The sequence below is a fragment of the uncultured Peptoniphilus sp. genome (assembly GCF_946998875.1).
GTDB lineage: Bacteria > Bacillota > Clostridia > Tissierellales > Peptoniphilaceae > Peptoniphilus_A.
On sequence record NZ_CAMQAY010000024.1, the window covers coordinates 1 to 19,415 of the forward strand.

18 protein-coding genes, 1 tRNA gene, 2 pseudogenes and 1 other annotated feature are annotated in these 19,415 nt (G+C 34.8%); of the genes and pseudogenes, 12 read left to right on the forward strand and 9 right to left on the reverse strand.

Features of this window, described 5'->3' with window-relative positions:
* Nucleotides 1-132, reverse strand: a 132-nt coding sequence (mobC, locus tag Q0U74_RS06380) for a plasmid mobilization relaxosome protein MobC (protein ID WP_297393445.1), incomplete at its 3' end; no start/stop codon positions are given.
* A 215-nt stretch (nucleotides 133-347) separates the two neighbouring features.
* Between mobC and Q0U74_RS06385 the strand changes: the two are divergent.
* From Q0U74_RS06385 to Q0U74_RS06395, 3 genes and pseudogenes are all read left to right on the forward strand, one after another.
* Nucleotides 348-443: pseudogene (locus tag Q0U74_RS06385) on the forward strand (glutamyl-tRNA amidotransferase); the annotation flags it as partial.
* A gap of 387 nt (nucleotides 444-830) precedes the next feature.
* Entirely contained in the window at nucleotides 831-1,193 is a 363-nt protein-coding gene (locus Q0U74_RS06390; protein ID WP_297393414.1) for a hypothetical protein, read from the forward strand.
* Nucleotide 1,194: 1 nt separating this feature from the next.
* Nucleotides 1,195-1,620, forward strand: a complete 426-nt coding sequence (locus Q0U74_RS06395; RefSeq protein WP_005957777.1) for a MarR family winged helix-turn-helix transcriptional regulator — start codon at nucleotides 1,195-1,197, stop codon at nucleotides 1,618-1,620.
* 329 nt (nucleotides 1,621-1,949) lie between these two features.
* Here the strand turns inward: Q0U74_RS06395 and Q0U74_RS06400 are convergent.
* Nucleotides 1,950-2,159, reverse strand: a pseudogene (locus Q0U74_RS06400) (plasmid mobilization relaxosome protein MobC); the annotation flags it as partial.
* 252 nt (nucleotides 2,160-2,411) lie between these two features.
* Nucleotides 2,412-3,932: a glutamine-hydrolyzing GMP synthase gene (gene guaA / locus Q0U74_RS06405; RefSeq protein ID WP_297393418.1), complete on the reverse strand. Its 1,521-nt coding sequence runs from the start codon at nucleotides 3,930-3,932 to the stop codon at nucleotides 2,412-2,414.
* A 216-nt stretch (nucleotides 3,933-4,148) separates the two neighbouring features.
* Here guaA and secA point away from each other — a divergent pair, with 216 nt between their 5' ends.
* Nucleotides 4,149-6,887, forward strand: coding sequence for a preprotein translocase subunit SecA (gene secA, locus Q0U74_RS06410; RefSeq protein WP_297393420.1), 2,739 nt, complete (start codon nucleotides 4,149-4,151; stop codon nucleotides 6,885-6,887).
* A 203-nt stretch (nucleotides 6,888-7,090) separates the two neighbouring features.
* Here the strand turns inward: secA and Q0U74_RS06415 are convergent, their stop codons facing one another.
* The gene (locus tag Q0U74_RS06415; protein ID WP_297393422.1) at nucleotides 7,091-7,708 is read right to left on the reverse strand and encodes a PepSY domain-containing protein; all 618 of its coding nucleotides are present in this window, start codon (nucleotides 7,706-7,708) and stop codon (nucleotides 7,091-7,093) included.
* A 184-nt stretch (nucleotides 7,709-7,892) separates the two neighbouring features.
* Between Q0U74_RS06415 and Q0U74_RS06420 the strand changes: the two genes are divergently transcribed.
* The 3 genes from Q0U74_RS06420 to murI all read left to right on the forward strand — a co-directional run bounded on the left by Q0U74_RS06420 (nucleotide 7,893) and on the right by murI (nucleotide 9,743).
* Nucleotides 7,893-8,561, forward strand: a complete 669-nt coding sequence (locus Q0U74_RS06420; RefSeq protein ID WP_297393424.1) for a GntR family transcriptional regulator — start codon at nucleotides 7,893-7,895, stop codon at nucleotides 8,559-8,561.
* A 99-nt stretch (nucleotides 8,562-8,660) separates the two neighbouring features.
* Nucleotides 8,661-8,736: transfer RNA gene (locus tag Q0U74_RS06425), tRNA-Lys, on the forward strand.
* A gap of 179 nt (nucleotides 8,737-8,915) precedes the next feature.
* Nucleotides 8,916-9,743, forward strand: coding sequence for a glutamate racemase (gene murI, locus Q0U74_RS06430; RefSeq protein WP_297393426.1), 828 nt, complete (start codon nucleotides 8,916-8,918; stop codon nucleotides 9,741-9,743).
* 8 nt (nucleotides 9,744-9,751) lie between these two features.
* Here murI and Q0U74_RS06435 read toward each other — a convergent pair whose 3' ends face one another.
* From Q0U74_RS06435 to Q0U74_RS06455, 5 genes are all read right to left on the reverse strand, one after another.
* Nucleotides 9,752-10,534 carry a type III pantothenate kinase gene (locus tag Q0U74_RS06435; protein WP_297393428.1) on the reverse strand — a complete coding sequence of 261 codons (783 nt, stop codon included), beginning with the start codon at nucleotides 10,532-10,534 and terminating at the stop codon, nucleotides 9,752-9,754.
* A 1-nt stretch (nucleotide 10,535) separates the two neighbouring features.
* On the reverse strand, nucleotides 10,536-11,285 hold the full coding sequence (locus tag Q0U74_RS06440; RefSeq protein WP_297393430.1) for an ECF transporter S component: 750 nt from the start codon (nucleotides 11,283-11,285) through the stop codon (nucleotides 10,536-10,538).
* A gap of 47 nt (nucleotides 11,286-11,332) precedes the next feature.
* Nucleotides 11,333-12,295, reverse strand: a complete 963-nt coding sequence (locus tag Q0U74_RS06445) for a P1 family peptidase (RefSeq protein ID WP_297393432.1) — start codon at nucleotides 12,293-12,295, stop codon at nucleotides 11,333-11,335.
* Between the two features lie 74 nt (nucleotides 12,296-12,369).
* The gene (locus Q0U74_RS06450; protein WP_070610510.1) at nucleotides 12,370-12,681 is read right to left on the reverse strand and encodes an MTH1187 family thiamine-binding protein; all 312 of its coding nucleotides are present in this window, start codon (nucleotides 12,679-12,681) and stop codon (nucleotides 12,370-12,372) included.
* Nucleotides 12,682-12,690: 9 nt separating this feature from the next.
* A complete protein-coding gene (locus tag Q0U74_RS06455) occupies nucleotides 12,691-13,338 on the reverse strand; it encodes a trimeric intracellular cation channel family protein (RefSeq protein WP_297393435.1) in 648 nt (215 codons plus the stop codon).
* A gap of 99 nt (nucleotides 13,339-13,437) precedes the next feature.
* On the opposite strand from Q0U74_RS06455, the gene Q0U74_RS06460 reads away from it, so the two are divergent.
* The 5 genes from Q0U74_RS06460 to Q0U74_RS06480 form a co-directional block, all read left to right on the forward strand.
* Complete coding sequence (locus Q0U74_RS06460) at nucleotides 13,438-14,721, forward strand: amidohydrolase (RefSeq protein WP_297393436.1); 1,284 nt, start codon at nucleotides 13,438-13,440, stop codon at nucleotides 14,719-14,721.
* Nucleotides 14,718-15,560 (forward strand): CPBP family intramembrane glutamic endopeptidase, encoded by an 843-nt coding sequence (locus tag Q0U74_RS06465; protein WP_297393438.1) that lies wholly within the window; start codon nucleotides 14,718-14,720, stop codon nucleotides 15,558-15,560. Before Q0U74_RS06460 ends, Q0U74_RS06465 begins: the two co-directional genes overlap by 4 nt.
* On the forward strand, nucleotides 15,553-16,545 hold the full coding sequence (gene trpS / locus Q0U74_RS06470; RefSeq protein ID WP_297393440.1) for a tryptophan--tRNA ligase: 993 nt from the start codon (nucleotides 15,553-15,555) through the stop codon (nucleotides 16,543-16,545). Before Q0U74_RS06465 ends, trpS begins: the two co-directional genes overlap by 8 nt.
* A 63-nt stretch (nucleotides 16,546-16,608) precedes the next feature.
* On the forward strand, nucleotides 16,609-16,905 hold the full coding sequence (locus tag Q0U74_RS06475) for a sodium ion-translocating decarboxylase subunit beta (protein ID WP_297393442.1): 297 nt from the start codon (nucleotides 16,609-16,611) through the stop codon (nucleotides 16,903-16,905).
* Nucleotides 16,906-17,107, forward strand: a binding site (T-box leader).
* A gap of 66 nt (nucleotides 17,108-17,173) precedes the next feature.
* Nucleotides 17,174-19,415 (forward strand): valine--tRNA ligase (locus Q0U74_RS06480; protein ID WP_297393444.1); only part of this gene is annotated, 2,242 nt, incomplete at its 3' end.

The following is a 19,415-nucleotide window of genomic DNA, read 5'->3' on the forward strand; positions in this document are numbered from 1 at the left end:
TTTTTCTCTCATATAGTCAATATCTTTCTTATAAATAACACCAGTTGTATTAGTTACTTTTGCAATCTGGTTTATGTTATTTGTTACATTTGAAAGTAGCCATAGGAGATGTCTAAATAAATTAATCCTCATAATATGTATGCAAAAAGACCGCAGCCTAAAGACTACGGTCTAATTTTTTGTCCAAATTTAAACCACTTGGAACTATTATTTTAATTATTTTTTTTACTCCCAGTACCATTTGAGTACCAGTAGCCATTTTTTACAACTTTCCTCTCGAAAACCATTCTGGTTTTCTCGCTTAATTGGTATGGATACAATAAATTGTACTATTTATTGTATCCATACCAGATCGCCTGACAGATGATGATGATGTCATGCTGTTGTTGAAACTCATTTTTCACAGGCAGGACACGCAGGAACTATTGAAAAAACAGCTGTAACGGGAGAAGCCTGAAATCCCTTAGTTTACTAAGGGCGTAATTATACACCACCCAGAGGTTGGTGCATTGTGTTCTCCGAAGGCTCCTCGCCAGGGGGCTGTGATTTTCCGCAGTCATGGTCTGTTCCAAATCAAAAAGAGGACGCTACGCTTCCCCTGCACTGGCTGCCGCCAGCTACCCTTTGAAAGGAAAAATTTATAGAAACAGTATTTACTACGAAATTCACCACTAAAATATTATTTTAAGAGATATAAACTTAAAAACAAATTAGTTGACGCATCAACTAATTTGTGGTATACTTCACTTATTATGAAAAGTGATGTAAGAGTAATGAAATATAAACGTTATATTTTCCATATATTGATGGGGAGTACAATGAGTTGCATTATGTCTCAGATGAATACTGGAAAAATTGTTTTTCCGTCTATACTTTTAATGATGTTATTGCAATCTATAGTTGCAAGTATAGCATCTTTGATTTTTCCGGCTGGACTTATAGGTGCAAAAGTAACAGAGAAACTATATACTGGAAAATCATATATTGTTTTTTTAGTTCTTTCATCAATAATTCCAGCGATATATTTTACTACAATTATGTCTGTAAGCGGATTGTTAAGAATGAAGGGATATGATGAGAATTTCTGGAAAATATATTTTTCCTCATTTCCTATTAATGTTGTATTAGGATATTTTTCGAGTATTTTTTGGAATGTGATATTGGACAAAGTTTTAAGAAGAAAAGAGGCATAAAGTGGAGAAAAGTATCGGAAAACTTATAACTTATTTATCGAGATGTATTCAGCAAGAATTAAAAAATGTAGTTGTTCCATTTGACATAAGTGTCGGAGAAGAGCCTTATTACATGGCACTTACAAAACAGGATGGATTGACTCAGGATCAATTAACAAAGCTTGTGAAAGTAGATAAGGCTGGTACGGCTCGAATGGTTAAATCATTAGAGCAAAAAGGATATATCACACGAGAAACAGACCCTAAAGATAAAAGAAACAAAAAAATACATCTTACAGAAAGAGGACGATTAAAATATGAACCTTTAAGTAGAGCATTAAAAGAATTTAATCAGAAGTTGACATCAGAATGGACAGATGAACAATATGAAATCGTTTATCAAAGTCTGGAAATGCTAAAAAAAAATTTTGAGATTGATAATAAATAACTTTCAATTTATTGCCCCTCTACACATCGTGTCAACTTGCCTCGAACTTTTACACCTTGGATTGTCAACACTTATTTGTACAATTTAAAATCGAACGCACTAATTTAAGATTAAATGATAATTACTAGTTAATCTTGATTGTCTATATTTAACTGGGGGCTGTAAATAATTTTGTGTATCAACCTAAATCCTGACATAAGGGTAAGGGTTGATACATTTTTTGCATTTAAATATCTATACACTCCTATAGAAATAGAGCATATCGTAGTATTATAAAACTTTAATTATTGAACTAGAAGTTTAAATATTATCATAATTTCTACATTTTTTCATTCCCTCCTTAATAATAGTGAATGCACATCCCACAACTCCTTGGATATTTTCTCTATTTTTTCTCTCATATAATCTATATCTTTCTTATAAATGACTCCCGTTGTATTAGTTGCTTTTACGGTCTGGTTTATATTATTTGTTGCATTTGAAAGTGACCATTGTAAATCTCTAAATTTTTCTAGGTCTATAATATAAATTTCTTTTTCTTCATATGTTGAGTATATTTTTAGTTGATTTTTTAAATTTATTTTATACTAGATGTCGCTTTTAATTGTACAACCTATCAAATAAAAAAGACCATAACACTTAAGTTATGATCTAATTTTTTGTCCAAATGTAAACCACTTGGAACTATTATTTAGTTTATTCTTTTTAGCTTCCAGTACCATTTGAGTACCAGTAGCCATTTTTTATTCTCTTTATAGCTTGTAATTAAGCCATTTTAGAAAATTTTGCGATTATTCCCATTCAATAGTTGCAGGTGGTTTTGATGTTATGTCGTATACTATTCGATTTATGTGGTCTACTTCGTTTACTATTCTATTGGATACTTTATCCAAGATTTCCCATGGGATTCTTGTGAAGTCTGCTGTCATGAAGTCTGTTGTTGACACTGCACGAAGGGCAAGGGTATAGTCATAAGTTCTGAAGTCGCCCATTACGCCTACTGTTCTGTTATTTGTTAGGACTGCAAAGTATTGGTTTATGTCTTCTAGTCTTGCTTTTTCTAATTCGTCTCTAAAGATTTTGTCTGCGTCACGGAGTATGTCTAGTTTTTCCTTTGTAATTTCTCCCATTACTCTTATGGCAAGTCCTGGTCCAGGGAAGGGTTGTCTATCTACTAGGTAGTCTGCAAGGCCAAGTTCTCGTCCAAGGTCACGAACTTCGTCTTTAAATAACATGCGAAGGGGTTCTATTATTTCTTTAAAGTCTACAAAATCAGGTAGCCCCCCTACATTATGGTGGGATTTTATCACTGCTGAGTCGCCAAGTCCTGATTCGATTACATCTGGATAAATTGTTCCTTGTGCCAAGAAGTCCACTGCTTTTATTTTTTGTCCTTCTTCTTCAAAGACTCTTATAAATTCTTCGCCAATTATTTTTCTCTTTCTTTCTGGGTCTGTCACACCAGATAGTTTTTCTAAAAATCTTTTTTCTGCATCAACTCTTATGAAGTGCATGCCTGAATCTTTAAAGGCTTCTTCTACTTCGTCGCCTTCATTTTTTCTCATTAGTCCATGGTCTACAAAGATGCAAGTTAAGTGATCGCCAACTGCTTTTGATAAAAGGGCTGCTGTTACTGATGAGTCAACGCCACCTGATAGGGCAAGGAGGACTTTTCCGTCGCCAACTTTTTCTCTTATTTCTTTTATTGCTTTCTTGGCATAATTTTCCATAGTCCAGTCTTTTTTTGCACCGCAAATATTTACTGCAAAGTTTTCTAACATTTCTTTGCCGTGAACTGAATGGTTTACTTCTGGATGAAATTGTAGGGCGTAAAGTTTTTTCTCTTCATTTGCCATGGCTGCTACAGGGCAGTTTTGGCTCTTGGCTATTATTTTAAAGCCTTCTGGCACTTTTTCTACTCTATCTACGTGACTCATCCAAACTGTTTCTTTTTCTTTTAGGTTTTTAAATATTTCTGCTGCTTCTGTTTTTATTTCTGTCTTTCCAAATTCTCTTTCCTTTGGTGCATTTACTACTTCGCCACCTAGAGTGTGTGCCATGATTTGCATGCCGTAGCAAAGTCCAAGGATAGGAATATTTTTGTTGAAAATTTCTTTTTCGATTTTTGGTGCACTTTCTTCATAAACTGAATTTGGTCCACCTGTAAATATTATTCCTTCTACATTATCTCTATTTTCTAATTCTTTTAAGGCCCTGTTGTAGGGTACAACTTCGCAGTAAATATTAAGATCTCTTATTCTTCTTGCTATTAACTGGTTGTATTGGCCACCAAAGTCAACTACTAATATCATATTAACCTCCTCGTCATTAACTACATTTTATAATAAAATTTTTATTTTGTATAGCTAATGAGTCTTTAAATTCAATTTAAATTAAGTATTTAAGCTAATTATATTGACATTAAATATTTCAAACAATATAATTTATAGAGGTAATGATTAATTTGTTTTTATTGTAAATAATGCCATTTAATGATAAAATATAACGTCAGTTAAAGGAGTGGTAAAATGGGTTTAATGGAAAAGATTTTTGGTACCTACAGTGAAAGGGAACTAAAAAAAATCGAGCCCCTTGTAAATAAAGTTATGAGTCTTGAAGGCGAAATGGAAAAACTTTCAGATTCTGAACTAAAAGAAAAAACTGAAGAATTTAAGAATAGACTTAAAAATGGTGAAACTACAGACGATATACTTCCAGAAGCTTTTGCTGTTGTAAGAGAAGCTGCTTGGAGAGTGCTAGGCATGAAGCACTTTAGAGTTCAAGTAATCGGTGGTATTGTTCTTCACCAAGGTAGAATTGCTGAAATGAAAACAGGTGAAGGTAAGACACTTGTTGCTACACTTCCAGCTTACTTAAATGCTCTTGAAGGCAAGGGCACACATATTGTTACAGTCAATGACTATTTGGCAAGCCGTGATAGGGACTGGATGGGCAAGGTTTATGAATTCTTGGGACTTACTGTTGGATGTATTATCCACGACATGGACCAAGATGAAAGAAAGGTTGCCTACAATTCTGACATCACTTATGGAACAAATAACGAGTTTGGTTTCGACTACCTAAGAGATAACATGGTTATCTACAAGGAAGAAATGGTACAAAGAGGACTTCACTTCTGTATCGTCGACGAAGTTGACTCAATTTTAATTGATGAAGCTAGAACACCTCTTATTATTTCAGGTCAAGGCGATGAATCAGTTGACCTATATGTTAGGGCAAGAGACTTTGTAAATACTCTTTCTCACAGAATCAAGAGCCAAGATGAAATTGATCTTGAAAGATTTAACAGAGAGTTTGAAGAAGAAACTGTTGACTATGTAATAAATGAAAAGGATAAGACTGCAACACTAACTGATAAGGGTATTGAAAAGGCTGAAAAATATTTTGGCATAGAAAACTTATCAGACGCATCAAACATGGAATTATCCCACCACATTAACCAAGCCCTAAAGGCTGCTGGTACAATGCACAAGGATATTGACTATGTTATTAAAGATGGCGAAATTATTATAGTTGATGAATTTACTGGTCGTCTAATGTATGGTAGAAGATACTCTGAAGGTCTTCACCAAGCTATTGAAGCTAAAGAAGGACTTGAAGTAAGAGCTGAATCAAAAACTCTTGCAACAATTACTTTCCAAAATTACTTTAGAATGTACGACAAACTTTCTGGTATGACAGGTACTGCCATGACAGAAGAAGGCGAATTTAGAGACATCTATAACATCGACGTTGTTGAAATCCCTACAAATAAACCTGTAATTAGAGAAGACGACAACGACCACATCTACATCAATGAAGATGCAAAATTCAAGGCTGTAACTAGAGAAATTGAAGAAGCACATGAAAAGGGACAACCAGTCCTAGTTGGTACAATTTCCATTGACAAATCAGAAACACTTTCAAAATATTTGAAGCGTGCAGGAATTAAGCACAATGTCTTGAATGCCAAAAAGCACGAACAAGAATCTGAAATAGTTGCTCAAGCTGGTCGTTTCGGTCAAGTAACTATTGCCACTAACATGGCTGGTCGTGGTACCGACATTGTACTTGGTGGTAACCCAGAATACCTTGCAAAGAAAGAACTTAAAAAGCAAGGCATGGAAGATGAAATGCTTGAATATGCAGACTCATATTTCAAGACAGAGGATCCAGAAATATTAAAGGCAAGAGAAGATTATCAAAATCTTGTTAAAAAATTCAAAGAAGAAACTGACAAGGAAGCTGAAGAAGTTAAACAAGTTGGCGGACTTAGAATAATTGGTACAGAAAGACATGAGTCAAGACGTATCGATAACCAACTTCGTGGTCGTTCAGGTCGTCAAGGAGACCCAGGTTCTTCAAGATTTTATATATCAGCAGATGATGATTTAATTAGACTATTTGCTGGCGACAGATTCAAAGAAACAATGGAAAAAATTGATTCACCAGAAGACGAACCAGTTGAAGCAAAAATTTTGACAAGACTAATAGAATCAGCACAAAGAAAAGTAGAAGGCAACAACTTTAGTATTCGTAAGAACGTCCTAAAATATGACGATGTTATGAATAAGCAAAGAGAAGTAATCTATGCTGAAAGAAGAAGAGTTCTTGAAGGTGAAAACCTAAAAGATGATATAGTAGCAATGAGAAATGACGTAATCGACAAGACTATTGACTTCTACAACAAGCTAGATGACAACAACAAAAACTATTTAGACTTTGAATCAATTAGAAGATTTGGAATAAATACCTTTAACTTTGATGAAAACTTCTTAAAGGGACTTGAAAATCCAACAGCAGAATCTTTAAAAGCATATATAAAAGAACTTGCTGATGAAAAATACAAGGAAAAAGAAGAAGACTTTGGCGACGAAAAATTCAGAGAAATCGAAAGAGTTGCTTTACTTCAAAATGTTGACCAAAAGTGGATGGACCACATTGACGCAATGGATCAACTAAGAAAGGGAATTGGACTTCGTGCAGTGGGACAAACTGACCCAGTAAGAGCCTATGCAGAAGAAGGCTTTGACATGTTCGAAGAAATGAACGAATCAATCAAAGAAGACACAGTAAAAATGCTTTACCATGTAATCAATCCTGAAAGAGTAAAGAGAGTTAGAGTCGCAAAAGAAGTAGAAACAGTAAATCCTGATGATGGAAAACAAAAACCTTATGTAAGAAAAGAAAAAAAGGTTGGAAGAAATGACCCATGTCCATGTGGAAGTGGAAAAAAATATAAAAACTGTCACGGAAAATTTGAATAAAATTTGATTGAGTTTTGAATAAAATAATTAACTCTGGTAGTACTTAAAGCCTGCCAGAGTTTTTTTTATGCTCAAGATTTTTTACATATTATTTTAGTTTTTTTTATTGTTAAAATTATTGTAAATAATTTTTTGGAAAAGATTTCTAATTAAACTCACAAAAAAAAGAGGGAGGACCCTCTTTTAAAATAATTATTTACTAATTACATATCTTTTTCTAAAAGTTTACCTGTTTCAAATTCGTATTTGTAAGTTATGTCTTTATTTCCATTGACCACTTCAACGCTAACTACATACTTACCATTGTCGAATTCAACTTCGTATTCGCCAGCTTCAAAGCCTTGACCAGAATCCTTTAAGGCTTGGTCCATAAATTTATCAACTGCTTCAATCATTTCTAATTGAATGTCTGCTGTCTTAGCTGAAGTGTCTTCTGCTTCAAACTCGTCTTTAACAATGTCACCTGTCATTGCATTAACAGTGACTTCGTATTCGTTTTTGGCATCATAGCCATCAACCTTGTAGTAGGCATTTCCATTTTCAACTTCAAGTTGGAAAGATTCAACTTTTGCATCAGGGTGAAGTTTTTTAAATCCGTCAAAGGCAATTCCTCTATCTAAGTTTGCAACTGCACCCTTATTTACTGCAGTTTCTTCCTTTGTTTGTGCATCAGACATATTCTTATTTGCATTTTTATTAACATTTTCTTCAACTTTAACTTCAGAATTTGCTGGCTTTGCTTTTTCGGGTTTTTGTCCACAAGCAGAAAGTGTCAGTGCAAGTCCTAGTCCAAGTGTTGTAATTAAAATTTTCTTATTCATTTTTTCCTCCTAATTAATAACTCTTAAATTCTTGTTCTTTAATTACCTACCCGAAAAACCATTTGGTAATCTTTTTGTAAAGAATTAAAATAATTTTTACTTTAAACTACTGTTTATGTGATATAATAAGAAAAAGTAATTTCATCGAGAAGGAAAACATTTTAGTAAATAGGAGAGTGGAGCTTTGGATCTTCGAAGCAATAAAAAGTCTCTTAGCAATTTGGTTTACAGAGATTTAAAAGAAAAGATTTTAAAAAATAAATTACTTCCAGGAGATAAATTAATTGAAATGGAAATCGCTTCTAATCTTGGAGTTAGTAGAACTCCTGTGAGGGAAGCACTTAAAAAACTTGAAGAGGATGGACTTGTTACTAGTTTTCCAAGAAAGTCCTTTATTGTTTCAAAAATTTCCGTGAAAGAGGCAAAGAATCTTTACATAGTGAGGAAATCTTTGGAGCCTCTTGCTGTTGAACTCTTGGCACAAAAGGGTCTTAGTGAAAATACTAAATATTTTCAAGATATAAACGAAGAGCTTAGACTTGCAATTGAAAATAAAGATGATGAACTGGCTCAAAATTTAATTATCGAATGGAATATGGCACTTGTTTCATCTCTCAACAATGAAATTTTAGTTGAAGTCATGAATATGATTAACAAAAGGCTCTATAGGTTTGGTAATTTTATTTTTAGAGACAAGAAAAATTACAAAAAACATTACAACAATTTGCAAAGGGTTTATGAACTTATAAAGGAAAAGAAACCTGCAGAAGCTAGAAAAGCTAGCGAAAAGACTATCGAAAATATATATCAAATGTTTGAGGAACAGGCTGATTATAAAATGTTTAGAAATTAAAAAAAGCACTTGACAAGAGTGTTTTTTTTAATTATAATTATTTCTGTTGCATCGGCATTGTAAAAAATGTAAAAATTTAATAATGCATTTGTAAATTTTGCACCTTTAGCTCAGTTGGTAGAGCAACTGACTCTTAATCAGTGGGCCTACGGTTCGAGTCCGTAAAGGTGCACCATTAAAAACCTGTTAACTTTGTTAATGGGTTTATTTTTTTATCAATGGATTTTAAATTTTACATAAATTACTATGGCAAAGAATTTGTATTAATATGAATTTCTTTTTATCTTAGAATTTTATATTATTCTTTTTGTTTTTCGGCTTATATAGTATTATAATAAAAGAGTTGGTGATTTAATGGGAAAAAATTTGATTGGCTTTTATGACAGCGGAGTGGGTGGACTTTCTGTTTTAAAAGTTGCTTTAAATAAAATAAAAAATAAAAACTTTGCTTTTTTTGGCGATACTTTGAGGATGCCCTATGGTGCAAGGACTGATGAAGAGATAAGAGATTACACCTTGGAAGCTATGGGATTCTTTAAGGACCTAGGCGTAGATCTTTCCATCATTGCTTGCAACACAGCTACTAGTCATGGGCTAAGGGAAGCAAAGGCAAAATATAATTATCCGATTATTGGCGTAGTTGAGCCAGGAAGTTTTAATGCAATTGAAAGGACTAGCAACAATAAAGTTGCCCTTGTTGCTACAAAGTCCTGCGTTCAAAGTGGTGTTTACGACAAGGTCTTAAAAGACATGGACCCTTCTATTGAAGTGAGATCAGTCTACTGTCCAGATTTAACTCTTGCCATTGAGAGGGGAGAGTTTGCAGAAGACCACATGGACGCCATTGTAAAAAAATATTTAGATGAGTTTGGCGACTATGATTTCGACACCATGATCCTTGGCTGCACTCACTATCCTCTTGTGGAAGACTCCTTTAAGAGAATCTTTAAGAGACAGGGCAAAAGAGTTTTAATGGTTGACCCAGCCTACAAAACTGTCTTAGATGCCATAAATATTTTAGGTCTAAGTGAGGAAGAAGTGCCAAATAGAAGTATTGATTTCTACATTACAGGAGACATTGATAAGTTCCGCTACACAATGGAAAAGATTGTAGATTTAAGTGACTTCGATGTGAAATTTCACAGTGTAAAAATTGAAGATTTAGAAAAGTATAAAAAATAAGGCTCCAATCAGGAAGCCTTATTTTTGTTTAAGTCATAAATTATTTTTAAACCCAATATTCCCAGTGCCTGATCTTCTTCCATGACATAAATTTCATTTTCTAAAAGACCTGCCATGGCACCAGTGGTTAAAATTTTTGTATTATTTTTATTGAGGGAATAGGTCCTTATTATTTCATCAACTATTCCAAGGACAGCTTTTCTGTAGCCAAAGTAAATCCCTCTTTGAATTGCCTTTTCTGTATTCTTGCCAATTATGTCCTCTGGCTTTTTTATTTCTACTAGGGGGAGTTTTGCTGATCCCCTAACTAGTGAATCTTGGAGAAGGCTGATGCCTGGAAGAATTAATCCTCCCATAAATTCTTTTTTTGCATTGATATAGTCAATAGTGGTAACTGATGATGCAGAAATTATTATTATATTTTCTCTGTATCTTTGAGTAGCTGCCACTGCCCTTATTATTCTGTCTGTGCCAACCTCTCTTGGGCTTTCACATTTAATATTTAAACCAGTTTTCACTCCAGCAGAAATAACCATGGGACTTTTGCCAATTATGTCTCTCGAAATGATATCGTAGCTTGAATTAAGTTCAGGCACAACTGATGAAAGTATTATGTCAGATATGTCAGATAAATCTATTTTTTTGTCCATGAGTATAAGTTTAATAGTTAGTTTAATTTCTTCAGTGGACCTGTTTTTGTCAGTCATTATAGAAAATTTCGTGACAAGTCTTTCATCTTCAAATATGCCAAAATTGGTATTTTTGTTGTTTATATCAATTGCAAGTAACATATTAACCCTTCCTTGCTTTCAAAGCTTTTATAACTGCAGTTGTGATAATAACAGAAAGTATTGCTTCAGGTATGCCTGATGTCACAGATACACCGAGGATTGCTGACTTTGCATTTTCCATGGGAATGTTCATGGCTTCTACATATCTCTTGGCATAGATTAGATATATTCCTCCAAGGACTAAAATTGTGTTAGTCATGGAACCTACAAAGGCACCTATGGCAATAGGGAAGTCCTTTTCGCTTGACTTAAAGGAATAAACTAAAAAGCCAAGGCAAAGGGCAAGTAGTATTACTACAAAAGTAATATTTAAAGTTGAGCCATCGCCAGTTATGTTCTTATAAAGTAGGAATGCCAAGAATATTGAAACAAGTCCCCACAAAACTTTTGTAAGATTTCTCAAATTTTTGTCTTCAAGTTTTTTCACTGCTGTGTAAGAGTAATAAGAAGTTATACCAATTAAAACTCTAGGCACAACTGAAATAAGTGGATTGTAGAAGACAAAGGCAACAGGACTTGCATTTCTTAAAATTGCATTTAAGAGAGATGACACTCCAAATATAAGTCCAACAAGTGCGCCCACAATAGGGCCTTCAGCTATAGCTGCAATAATTACAGGTATGTGCATAGTTGTCGCATTGATAACTCCAAGTGGAATAAGTCCAAGGGGAGTTAGACTTAATACAACTGTGATTGCACCAAGCATAGCAGCTATTACTAGCTTTCTGTTACGGTCAGTAGTTTTATTCATTTTTACCTCCAGATAGGGTTCATAAAGATACCCTTCATGCATCAAAATTATTTGATGCTGTTATAACTTACTAGCCCGCCTGAATCTTTTGCTGAATAAATTGCATTGGCAATAGACCTAGAAATTGTCTTTGCCGCAAGTATTCCCACTAAGTTTATATCTGCACTGACTTCGCCACTTGCAAGTGTAAAAATAGTATCTCCATCGTTCATGGTGTGCACAGGATTAATTGACCTTGCATAACCATCATGAGCCATTTGTGAGATCTTGTTACAGTTTGCCTTACTTAGCCTTGCATTTGTTGCAATGACAGATATAGTTGTGTTGGCTGGGCTAAATTGATTATAATCGTTTAGTCTCTTTTCGTAAAGACTATTTGTGTCTAAAAACTTTTTATTTTTTCTGTCATAAACTCCGCCGATTCTTTTTCCCTCTTCATAATCAAAAATATCTCCAAGAGCATTTAAAGCCACAATGGAAGAAACAATGAGGTCACCAATTTTTATTGATGACTGACCTATGCCTGACTTCATGGCAAAGTCATTGCCCAAAATTTTACCAACGCTTGCGCCACAACCTGCACCGAAATTACCCTCTGTTTCATCTTTATCCTTGGCAGACTTTGCAGCCTCATAGCCCATCTTAAAGTCAGGTCGAACTTTGGCATCTCCAAGAGCCAGGTCAAATAGGACTGCACCAGGAACTATGGGAACTACGCCCACACCGACATCAAAGCCCACATTCTTTTCTTCCAAGTATTTCATAATGCCGCCGCCAACATCAAGACCATAGGCAGACCCGCCAGTTAAAAAAACTCCGTGAACCTTTTGGACCAAGTTCTCTGCACGCAAGAGATCAGTTTCACGAGTGCCAGGTCCAGCGCCACGAACATCAACTCCTGCAGTAAATCCATCTTGGCACAAGACTACGCTTGTACCAGTAAGAGCAAGATCATCTTCTGCGTGACCAAGTTTTATCCCTTTAACATCTGTCAAAAATCCTTCGTACATATTTCCTCCTCCATAAAATTTTTTACTCAAATTAATTTATCAAAAGCCCCATCACTGATGAGGCTTAATTTTTTTTATTTATTTTTTCTCTTTTCATTAACGGATACTACCTTGTCCTTAAAAGTGTAGTCCTTGTCGCGTCTGTCGTCAATTTTTACAACAGAGTAGACCCTATTTGCTCCAGCCTCAAAGACAGACTCCTGCATCCTTCTTATTACTTCATATAAAACTGACAAATCACTGTGAGATATAACTGTTCCCATGGGGTTTAACTCATAAGTTAGTCCTTCCACTTCACCTATTGCATCAAGGGCACCTGCTATGTACTTACTTACAGATGTCTTTTCTGTTCCAATTGGAACAAGTGTTAATTCTGCTACTGCCATTTTTTCCTCCTAATTTTTTATTCTTGGCAAATTCCAATTTTTCTTTACAGCCAAAAGCCTAATGATTAAAACTGCAAAAAAACATATGACCATTGAAATTTGATAATTACAAAAGTGTCTTGCTATTATAAAAATTGTGGCACCAAGTATGCAGGCGCCAGCGTAAATTTGCTCCCGAAAGATAAAGGGAATTGAGCCTGCCAAGACATCACGAAGCATTCCGCCGCCAACTCCAGTAATTGAACCCACAAAAATCAAAAGAAATTTTTTGTCGTAGCCAAGGGAGATTGCCGTCGCCATTCCCGTTATGGTAAAAGATGCAAGACCAATAGTGTCTGTTATAATCATAAACTTATTCATAAATTTCATCCAGTGAGTATTTTCGAAGTCCTGCTTAAGAGAATAAAAGATAAAGACCAAAATCGAAAAGGCAGTGGATATAGCTGCGTTAGTTGAGTTTTGAAACATCTTTGGTGGAGTTATACCAAGGACCAAGTCTCGAATGAATCCACCTCCAAGAGCTGTTACTAGACCTAAAACGATTACACCAAGTATGTCCATTTTCTTTTTGCAGCCAAGTATGGCACCAGAAATTGCAAAAGCAATTGTGCCTATGATGTCGAAAAACACATTAAATTCTAAATAATTTCCATTCATGAATTTATTATATCAAAGATTAATTTTATGAAGTGAGAAATTTCAATAATTTGATAAAAATTTTTTAAACTTTGTTATAATAATACTATTGGAGGAATTATGAGCTTACTTATAAAAAATATTTCTTATTTAGATATAGAAAGAGAAAAAATAATTGACCATGCTGATATTTTTATTGAAGAAAATATTATAAAAAAAATCGGCGAAAATTTAGAAGTCCAAGCAGATGAAGTCTTTCGTGGTGAAAATAAACTTCTTACGCCAGGCTTTGTCAATGCCCACACTCACCTGGGCATGTCCTATTTTAGAAACTATGCCGATGACTTGGCACTAATGGACTGGCTTGAAAATGAAATTTGGCCTATAGAAGCAAAGCTAAATGCCGAGGACATCTATTGGTCTTCCATGCTTTCTATTATAGAAAATATAAAATCTGGCGTTACAAGTTTTTGCGATATGTATTATGAAATGGATAGGGTTGGCGACGCTGCAATTGAAGCTGGCATTCGTGGAGTCTTAACTCGTGGCATGACAGATGTAGATGGCAAGGGCGAAGAAAAGCTTGAGGAATTTGATCAGCTTTACAAGAACTATCAAAATAAATGCGGCGGCAGAATAAAAGTTGTTCCAGCACCCCATGCAATTTACACTTGTAGTGGAGAATTTTTAAGAGAAATTGCAAGGCGTGCAGTGGAAAGATACGATCATCTTATTCACATTCACTTATCAGAAACCCTAACAGAAGTGGAAAATTCAAAAAAAGAATATGGCATGACGCCAATAGAATATGTAAATTCACTGGGACTACTTGATAGCCAAATAATTGCAGCCCACTGCGTTCACATTACTGACGAAGAAATTGAACTTGTAAAGGACAAAAAATTCTACCCAGTCTATAATCCTAGTTCAAACCTGAAACTTGCCAGCGGCTTTACTCCAGTAGATAAGATGTTAAAGAATAATATAAAAATTGCCATGGGAACTGACGGCGACTCATCAAACAACAACCAAGACTTTGTAGAAGAAATGCACATTGGTGGCATTGTCAACAAGGCTGTTACCATGAATGAAAAAGCTGTGCCAGCTATAGAAATTTTAAAGATGGCGACAGTAAATGGGGCAGAGGCACTTGGCTTTGAAAAGCTGGGACTTATAAAGGAGGGTTACCTTGCTGACCTTGCGATTTTTGATTTAGAATCAAATTCCTTTACACCGAGAAACAATCTCATATCAGCCCTTGTCTATTCAGCAAACTCTCATGATGTTGAGTCAGTAATATGCGACGGCAAATTCATTATGAAAAATAGAGAAATTGTAAATGTAGATGAAAAAGAAGTGAGAAATAAGGTTATATTTATTTGGAAGGATATTCAAAACCGATGAAAAACTTTTTCAAACACTTTTTTAAATTATTAATTTTAGTAGTTGCTGTAGTAGCTTTTAATTATTTATTTATGATTTTGGCTTCTCTACTGTTATATGGTAAAACATATTTTTATAATAACTGGGAACATGCCAACCTTGTAATGCTAATTGGAACTACGGGACAGTTCTTAAGTGCATTTTTAATAACTAAGTACGTTATAAAAAAACCTTTTAGCTTTCTATTTTTTAAAAAAGATAATTTATTAAAAAATATTGGAATAGGTCTCTTAATAGGATTTTTACAAATTACTGTTTTTGTAATAATCGCAGTTATTTTAAGAGGATTAAGGCTTAAGGGAATAATGTTTGAAAATTTAAATTTAATTTTTATAGCTTATTTTGTAGCATTCTTTATACAGTCAAGTTCTGAAGAACTTTTAGTTAGAGGGATGCTTACAAGAGCTTTGTTAAACAAATTTGGTAAAAATGTAGCTATATATGCTCCATCAATATTTTTTGGATTACTTCACTTAGCAAATAATGGAGTTACATTTTTATCAACACTTAACACAATTCTCGTGGGAATATTTTTTGCAAAATTATTATTTTACACAGACAATATCATGGTGACATCTGGAGCCCACGCAGGCTGGAACTTTTCCATGGCTATGATTTACGGCTTAAATGTAAGTGGCTTTAGTGGCTTTGACAGCCTACTTAATTTTAAAATTTTAAATTATGCTCTCTACGACAAAGTTTACGGACCAGAGGGTAGCATAGTAGTAACTTTTATTGAAATCATAAGTATTTTTATTATATTTTATTTAGAAAAAAGAAAGGGAGTTAAAAATGGATGATAAAAAAATAGTTTATTCAGGGATTCAACCTTCAGGTTCCCTAACTATTGGAAATTATATTGGAGCCTTGAAGAACTTTATTGGACTTCAAGATGAATACAACTGCCTATATTGCATAGTTGATATGCATGCAATAACTGTGGCACAAGAGCCAAAGAACCTCAGGAAGAATACCCTTGATGTCCTTGCTCTTTACCTTGCAGCAGGTCTTGACCCAAAGAAGTCTATAATTTATATTCAATCTCATGTGCCAGCTCACGCTGAACTTGGCTGGGTCCTAAATACAATGACAGGCCTTGGTCAACTTCAAAGGATGACACAATTTAAGGACAAGGCAAAAAAATACACTGATGTTCAAGCAGGACTTTTAAACTATCCAGTCCTAATGGCGGCAGATATTTTGCTTTACAATACTTCTTATGTGCCAGTTGGCGAAGACCAAAAGCAACATATTGAAATAACAAGGGACTTGGCGCAAAGATTTAATTCAAGATATTCTGAAACTTTTACAATTCCAGAAATTTTGACACCAAAGGTGGGGGCAAGAATCATGTCTCTAAAGGATCCATCTTCAAAAATGTCTAAGTCCGACTCCAATAAAGACGCCTTTATTTTAATTTTAGATTCAGAAGATGACACTAGAAAGAAAATAAAAAGAGCGGTAACAGATTCATCTGGCGAGTTTAGATATTCAGATGACCAAGCTGGACTAAAGAACCTCATTAACATTCACGCTTCCTTCTCAGGCATGAGCCCAGAAGAAATCGTAAAGAAATACGAAAATCTTGGCTACGGCGAATTTAAGGAAGACTTGGGCGAAGTTGTAGTTGAGGGACTAAGACCACTTAGAGAGAGATTTAAAGAAATTAGAGATGACAAGGCCTATCTTGAATCTATTTACAAGGAAGGAGCAGAAAAGGCATCCTACCTTGCCAACAAAACCCTAAGAAAAGTTTATAAAAAAGTTGGATTTATCCCTAGATAATCGAATTCTTATTGATTTCAAAGGATTTTTGTGGTATCTTTTATATTAATTGGGAGGGATCATATGAATAAAATAATAATTGTAGTAGCCATTAACTTAATAGGTGCAGGGGTCTTATATAGATACAATGCTAATGAAGCTGCAGCTATTGGAATAATTGGTGGAGCAGACGGTCCAACTCAAATCTATACAGAAACAAATAAAAAGACTGACAAAGATAAGGGTATAGAAATAATCGGTGGGGCAGACGGTCCGACACAGATTTATACTGAAAAGAAAGAAAATAATGACAAAGATAAAGGTATAGTAATTATTGGTGGGGCTGATGGTCCGACACAGATTTATACTGAAACAAAATAAAAACAAGCAATAAAAAAGAGGATTGTAAAAATTTATATTTAGAGAGAGACCATTTGCTGGGAGGTCTTTATAAACTTTACGATTGTAGCTTTTTTGCTTCTTTGGTGAATTTAGTAGCCAGAGACGACTTATCTCGTTAAAGATTTTAAAGTGTTTATTGAAAAATAAAAATTAAGGTGGTACCGCGTCTTTCGTCCTTAGGGATGGAGGACGCTTTTTATTTTTAAAATATAAAAAATATACAAAATATAAATTTCGAGGAGGAAAAATGAAAGACTTAAACAAAACTTATGATCCAAAGGATTTTGAAGAGAAAATTTATGACTATTGGATGGAAAATAATTATTTTAGAGCAGAGGTTGATGAAAATAAAAAACCTTACTCTATTGTAATGCCACCTCCAAATGTAACAGGCAACCTTCACATGGGTCACGCCCTTAATAACACCATTCAAGATGTCTTAATCAGGACAAAGAGAATGCAAGGCTATTCTGCCCTTTGGATTCCAGGCACTGACCACGCATCTATTTCTACTGAAGCAAAAGTTGTAGAAAAATTAAGAAGTGAAGGCATAGATAAGGAAGACATTGGCAGAGAAAAATTCTTAGAGCGTGCTTGGGACTGGACTCATGAATACGGCGGAAATATTGTAAATCAACTTAAAAAACTTGGAATCTCCTGCGACTGGTCAAGACAAAGTTTTACTCTTGACGAAAATTTATCCAACGCAGTAGAAGAAGTTTTTATCGAACTTTATGAAAAGGGACTAATTTATCGTGGCAACAGAATTATAAACTGGTGTCCGTCTTGCGAAACTTCAATTTCTGATGCAGAAGTGGAGCACATTGAAACTGATTCAAATATTTGGTACTTCAAGTATCCCTTTGCAGACAGGGAAGGCGGAATTGAAATTGCAACAACAAGACCAGAAACTATTCCTGGAGACCTTGCCATTGCAGTAAACCCAGCTGACGAAAGATACACTGATTTAGTTGGCGAATATGTAATGATTCCAGTAATGGGCAACAAAAAAATTCCGATTATCGCCGACGAGTATGTTGAAATGGACTTTGGTTCTGGTGCAGTAAAGATCACTCCATCTCATGACCCTAACGACTTTGAAGTTGGATCTCGTCACAATCTTGGTCAACTTGTAATCATGGATGGCAAGGGATATCTAAATGAAAATGCAGGCGACTATGCTGGCATGGAAAGATATGAGGCTAGAAAGAAAATAATTGAAGACTTTGAAAAGCTTGGCTACTACATTGGCAAGAAGCACCACCACAATGCTGTTGGTCACTGTGAAAGATGTAAGACAGTTATTGAACCACTTATTTCAAAGCAATGGTTCGTAAAGATGGCACCACTTGCAAAGCCTGCCCTTGAAGAATATAGAAAGGGAAATTTAAATATCGTCCCTGAAAGATTTGGAAAGATTTATGAAAATTGGCTAGAAAATATTCGCGACTGGAATATTTCAAGGCAATTGTGGTGGGGACACAGACTTCCAGTTTGGTACTCTGACTCTGACGATGAAATTGTAATTTCAAAGACTGACCCATCAAAGGCAAAGGGTCACGAGGGAAAGACTTACACTCAAGACGAAGACACCCTAGACACTTGGTTCTCATCTGCCCTTTGGCCTTTCTCAACAATGGGTTGGCCAGAAAAAACTCCAGAATACGAATATTTTTATCCAACAAATGTCCTTGTAACTGGCTACGACATAATTTTCTTCTGGGTAATAAGAATGGTCTTCTCTGCCCTTGAACAAACTGGCAAGCTTCCTTTTAAGGATGTACTTTTAAATGGACTTGTAAGAGATGACCAAGGAAGAAAAATGTCTAAGTCACTAGGAAATGGCATTGACCCACTTGACATTATTAGAGATTACGGTGCCGACGCTCTAAGATTCACACTTGTAACGGGAAACACACCAGGTAACGACATGAGATTCTACACAAAGAGAGTTGAAGCCAACAGAAACTTTGCCAACAAACTTTGGAATGCAACGAGATTTCTCATGATGAATATGTCTGATGAAATTACAGATTCAAACTTTGACCTTGAAAAACTTCACTACGAAGACAAGTGGATTCTTTCAAAACTACAAAAAGTTATAAAATCAATAACAGAAAAAATAGAAAAATATGACATTGGACTTGCAGCAGATGACATCTACGACTTCATCTGGTCAGACTTCTGCGACTGGTACATTGAAATAGTAAAACCTGTTTTATATTCCGATAATCTTGAAGAAAAAACTAATACAGTAAAAGTTTTACTCTATGTATTAGAAAATATTTTAAAACTTCTTCACCCATTTATGCCATACATCACAGAAGAAATTTGGCAAGCCCTACCTAATAGGGAAGACGCCCTAATTGTTTCTAAATGGCCAGAATATAGAGAAGAACTTGTCTTTGAAAAGGAAGAGAGAGCTACAGAATATATTGAAAATGCAATTCGTGAAATTAGAAATGCAAGAAGTGAAATGAATATCGAAA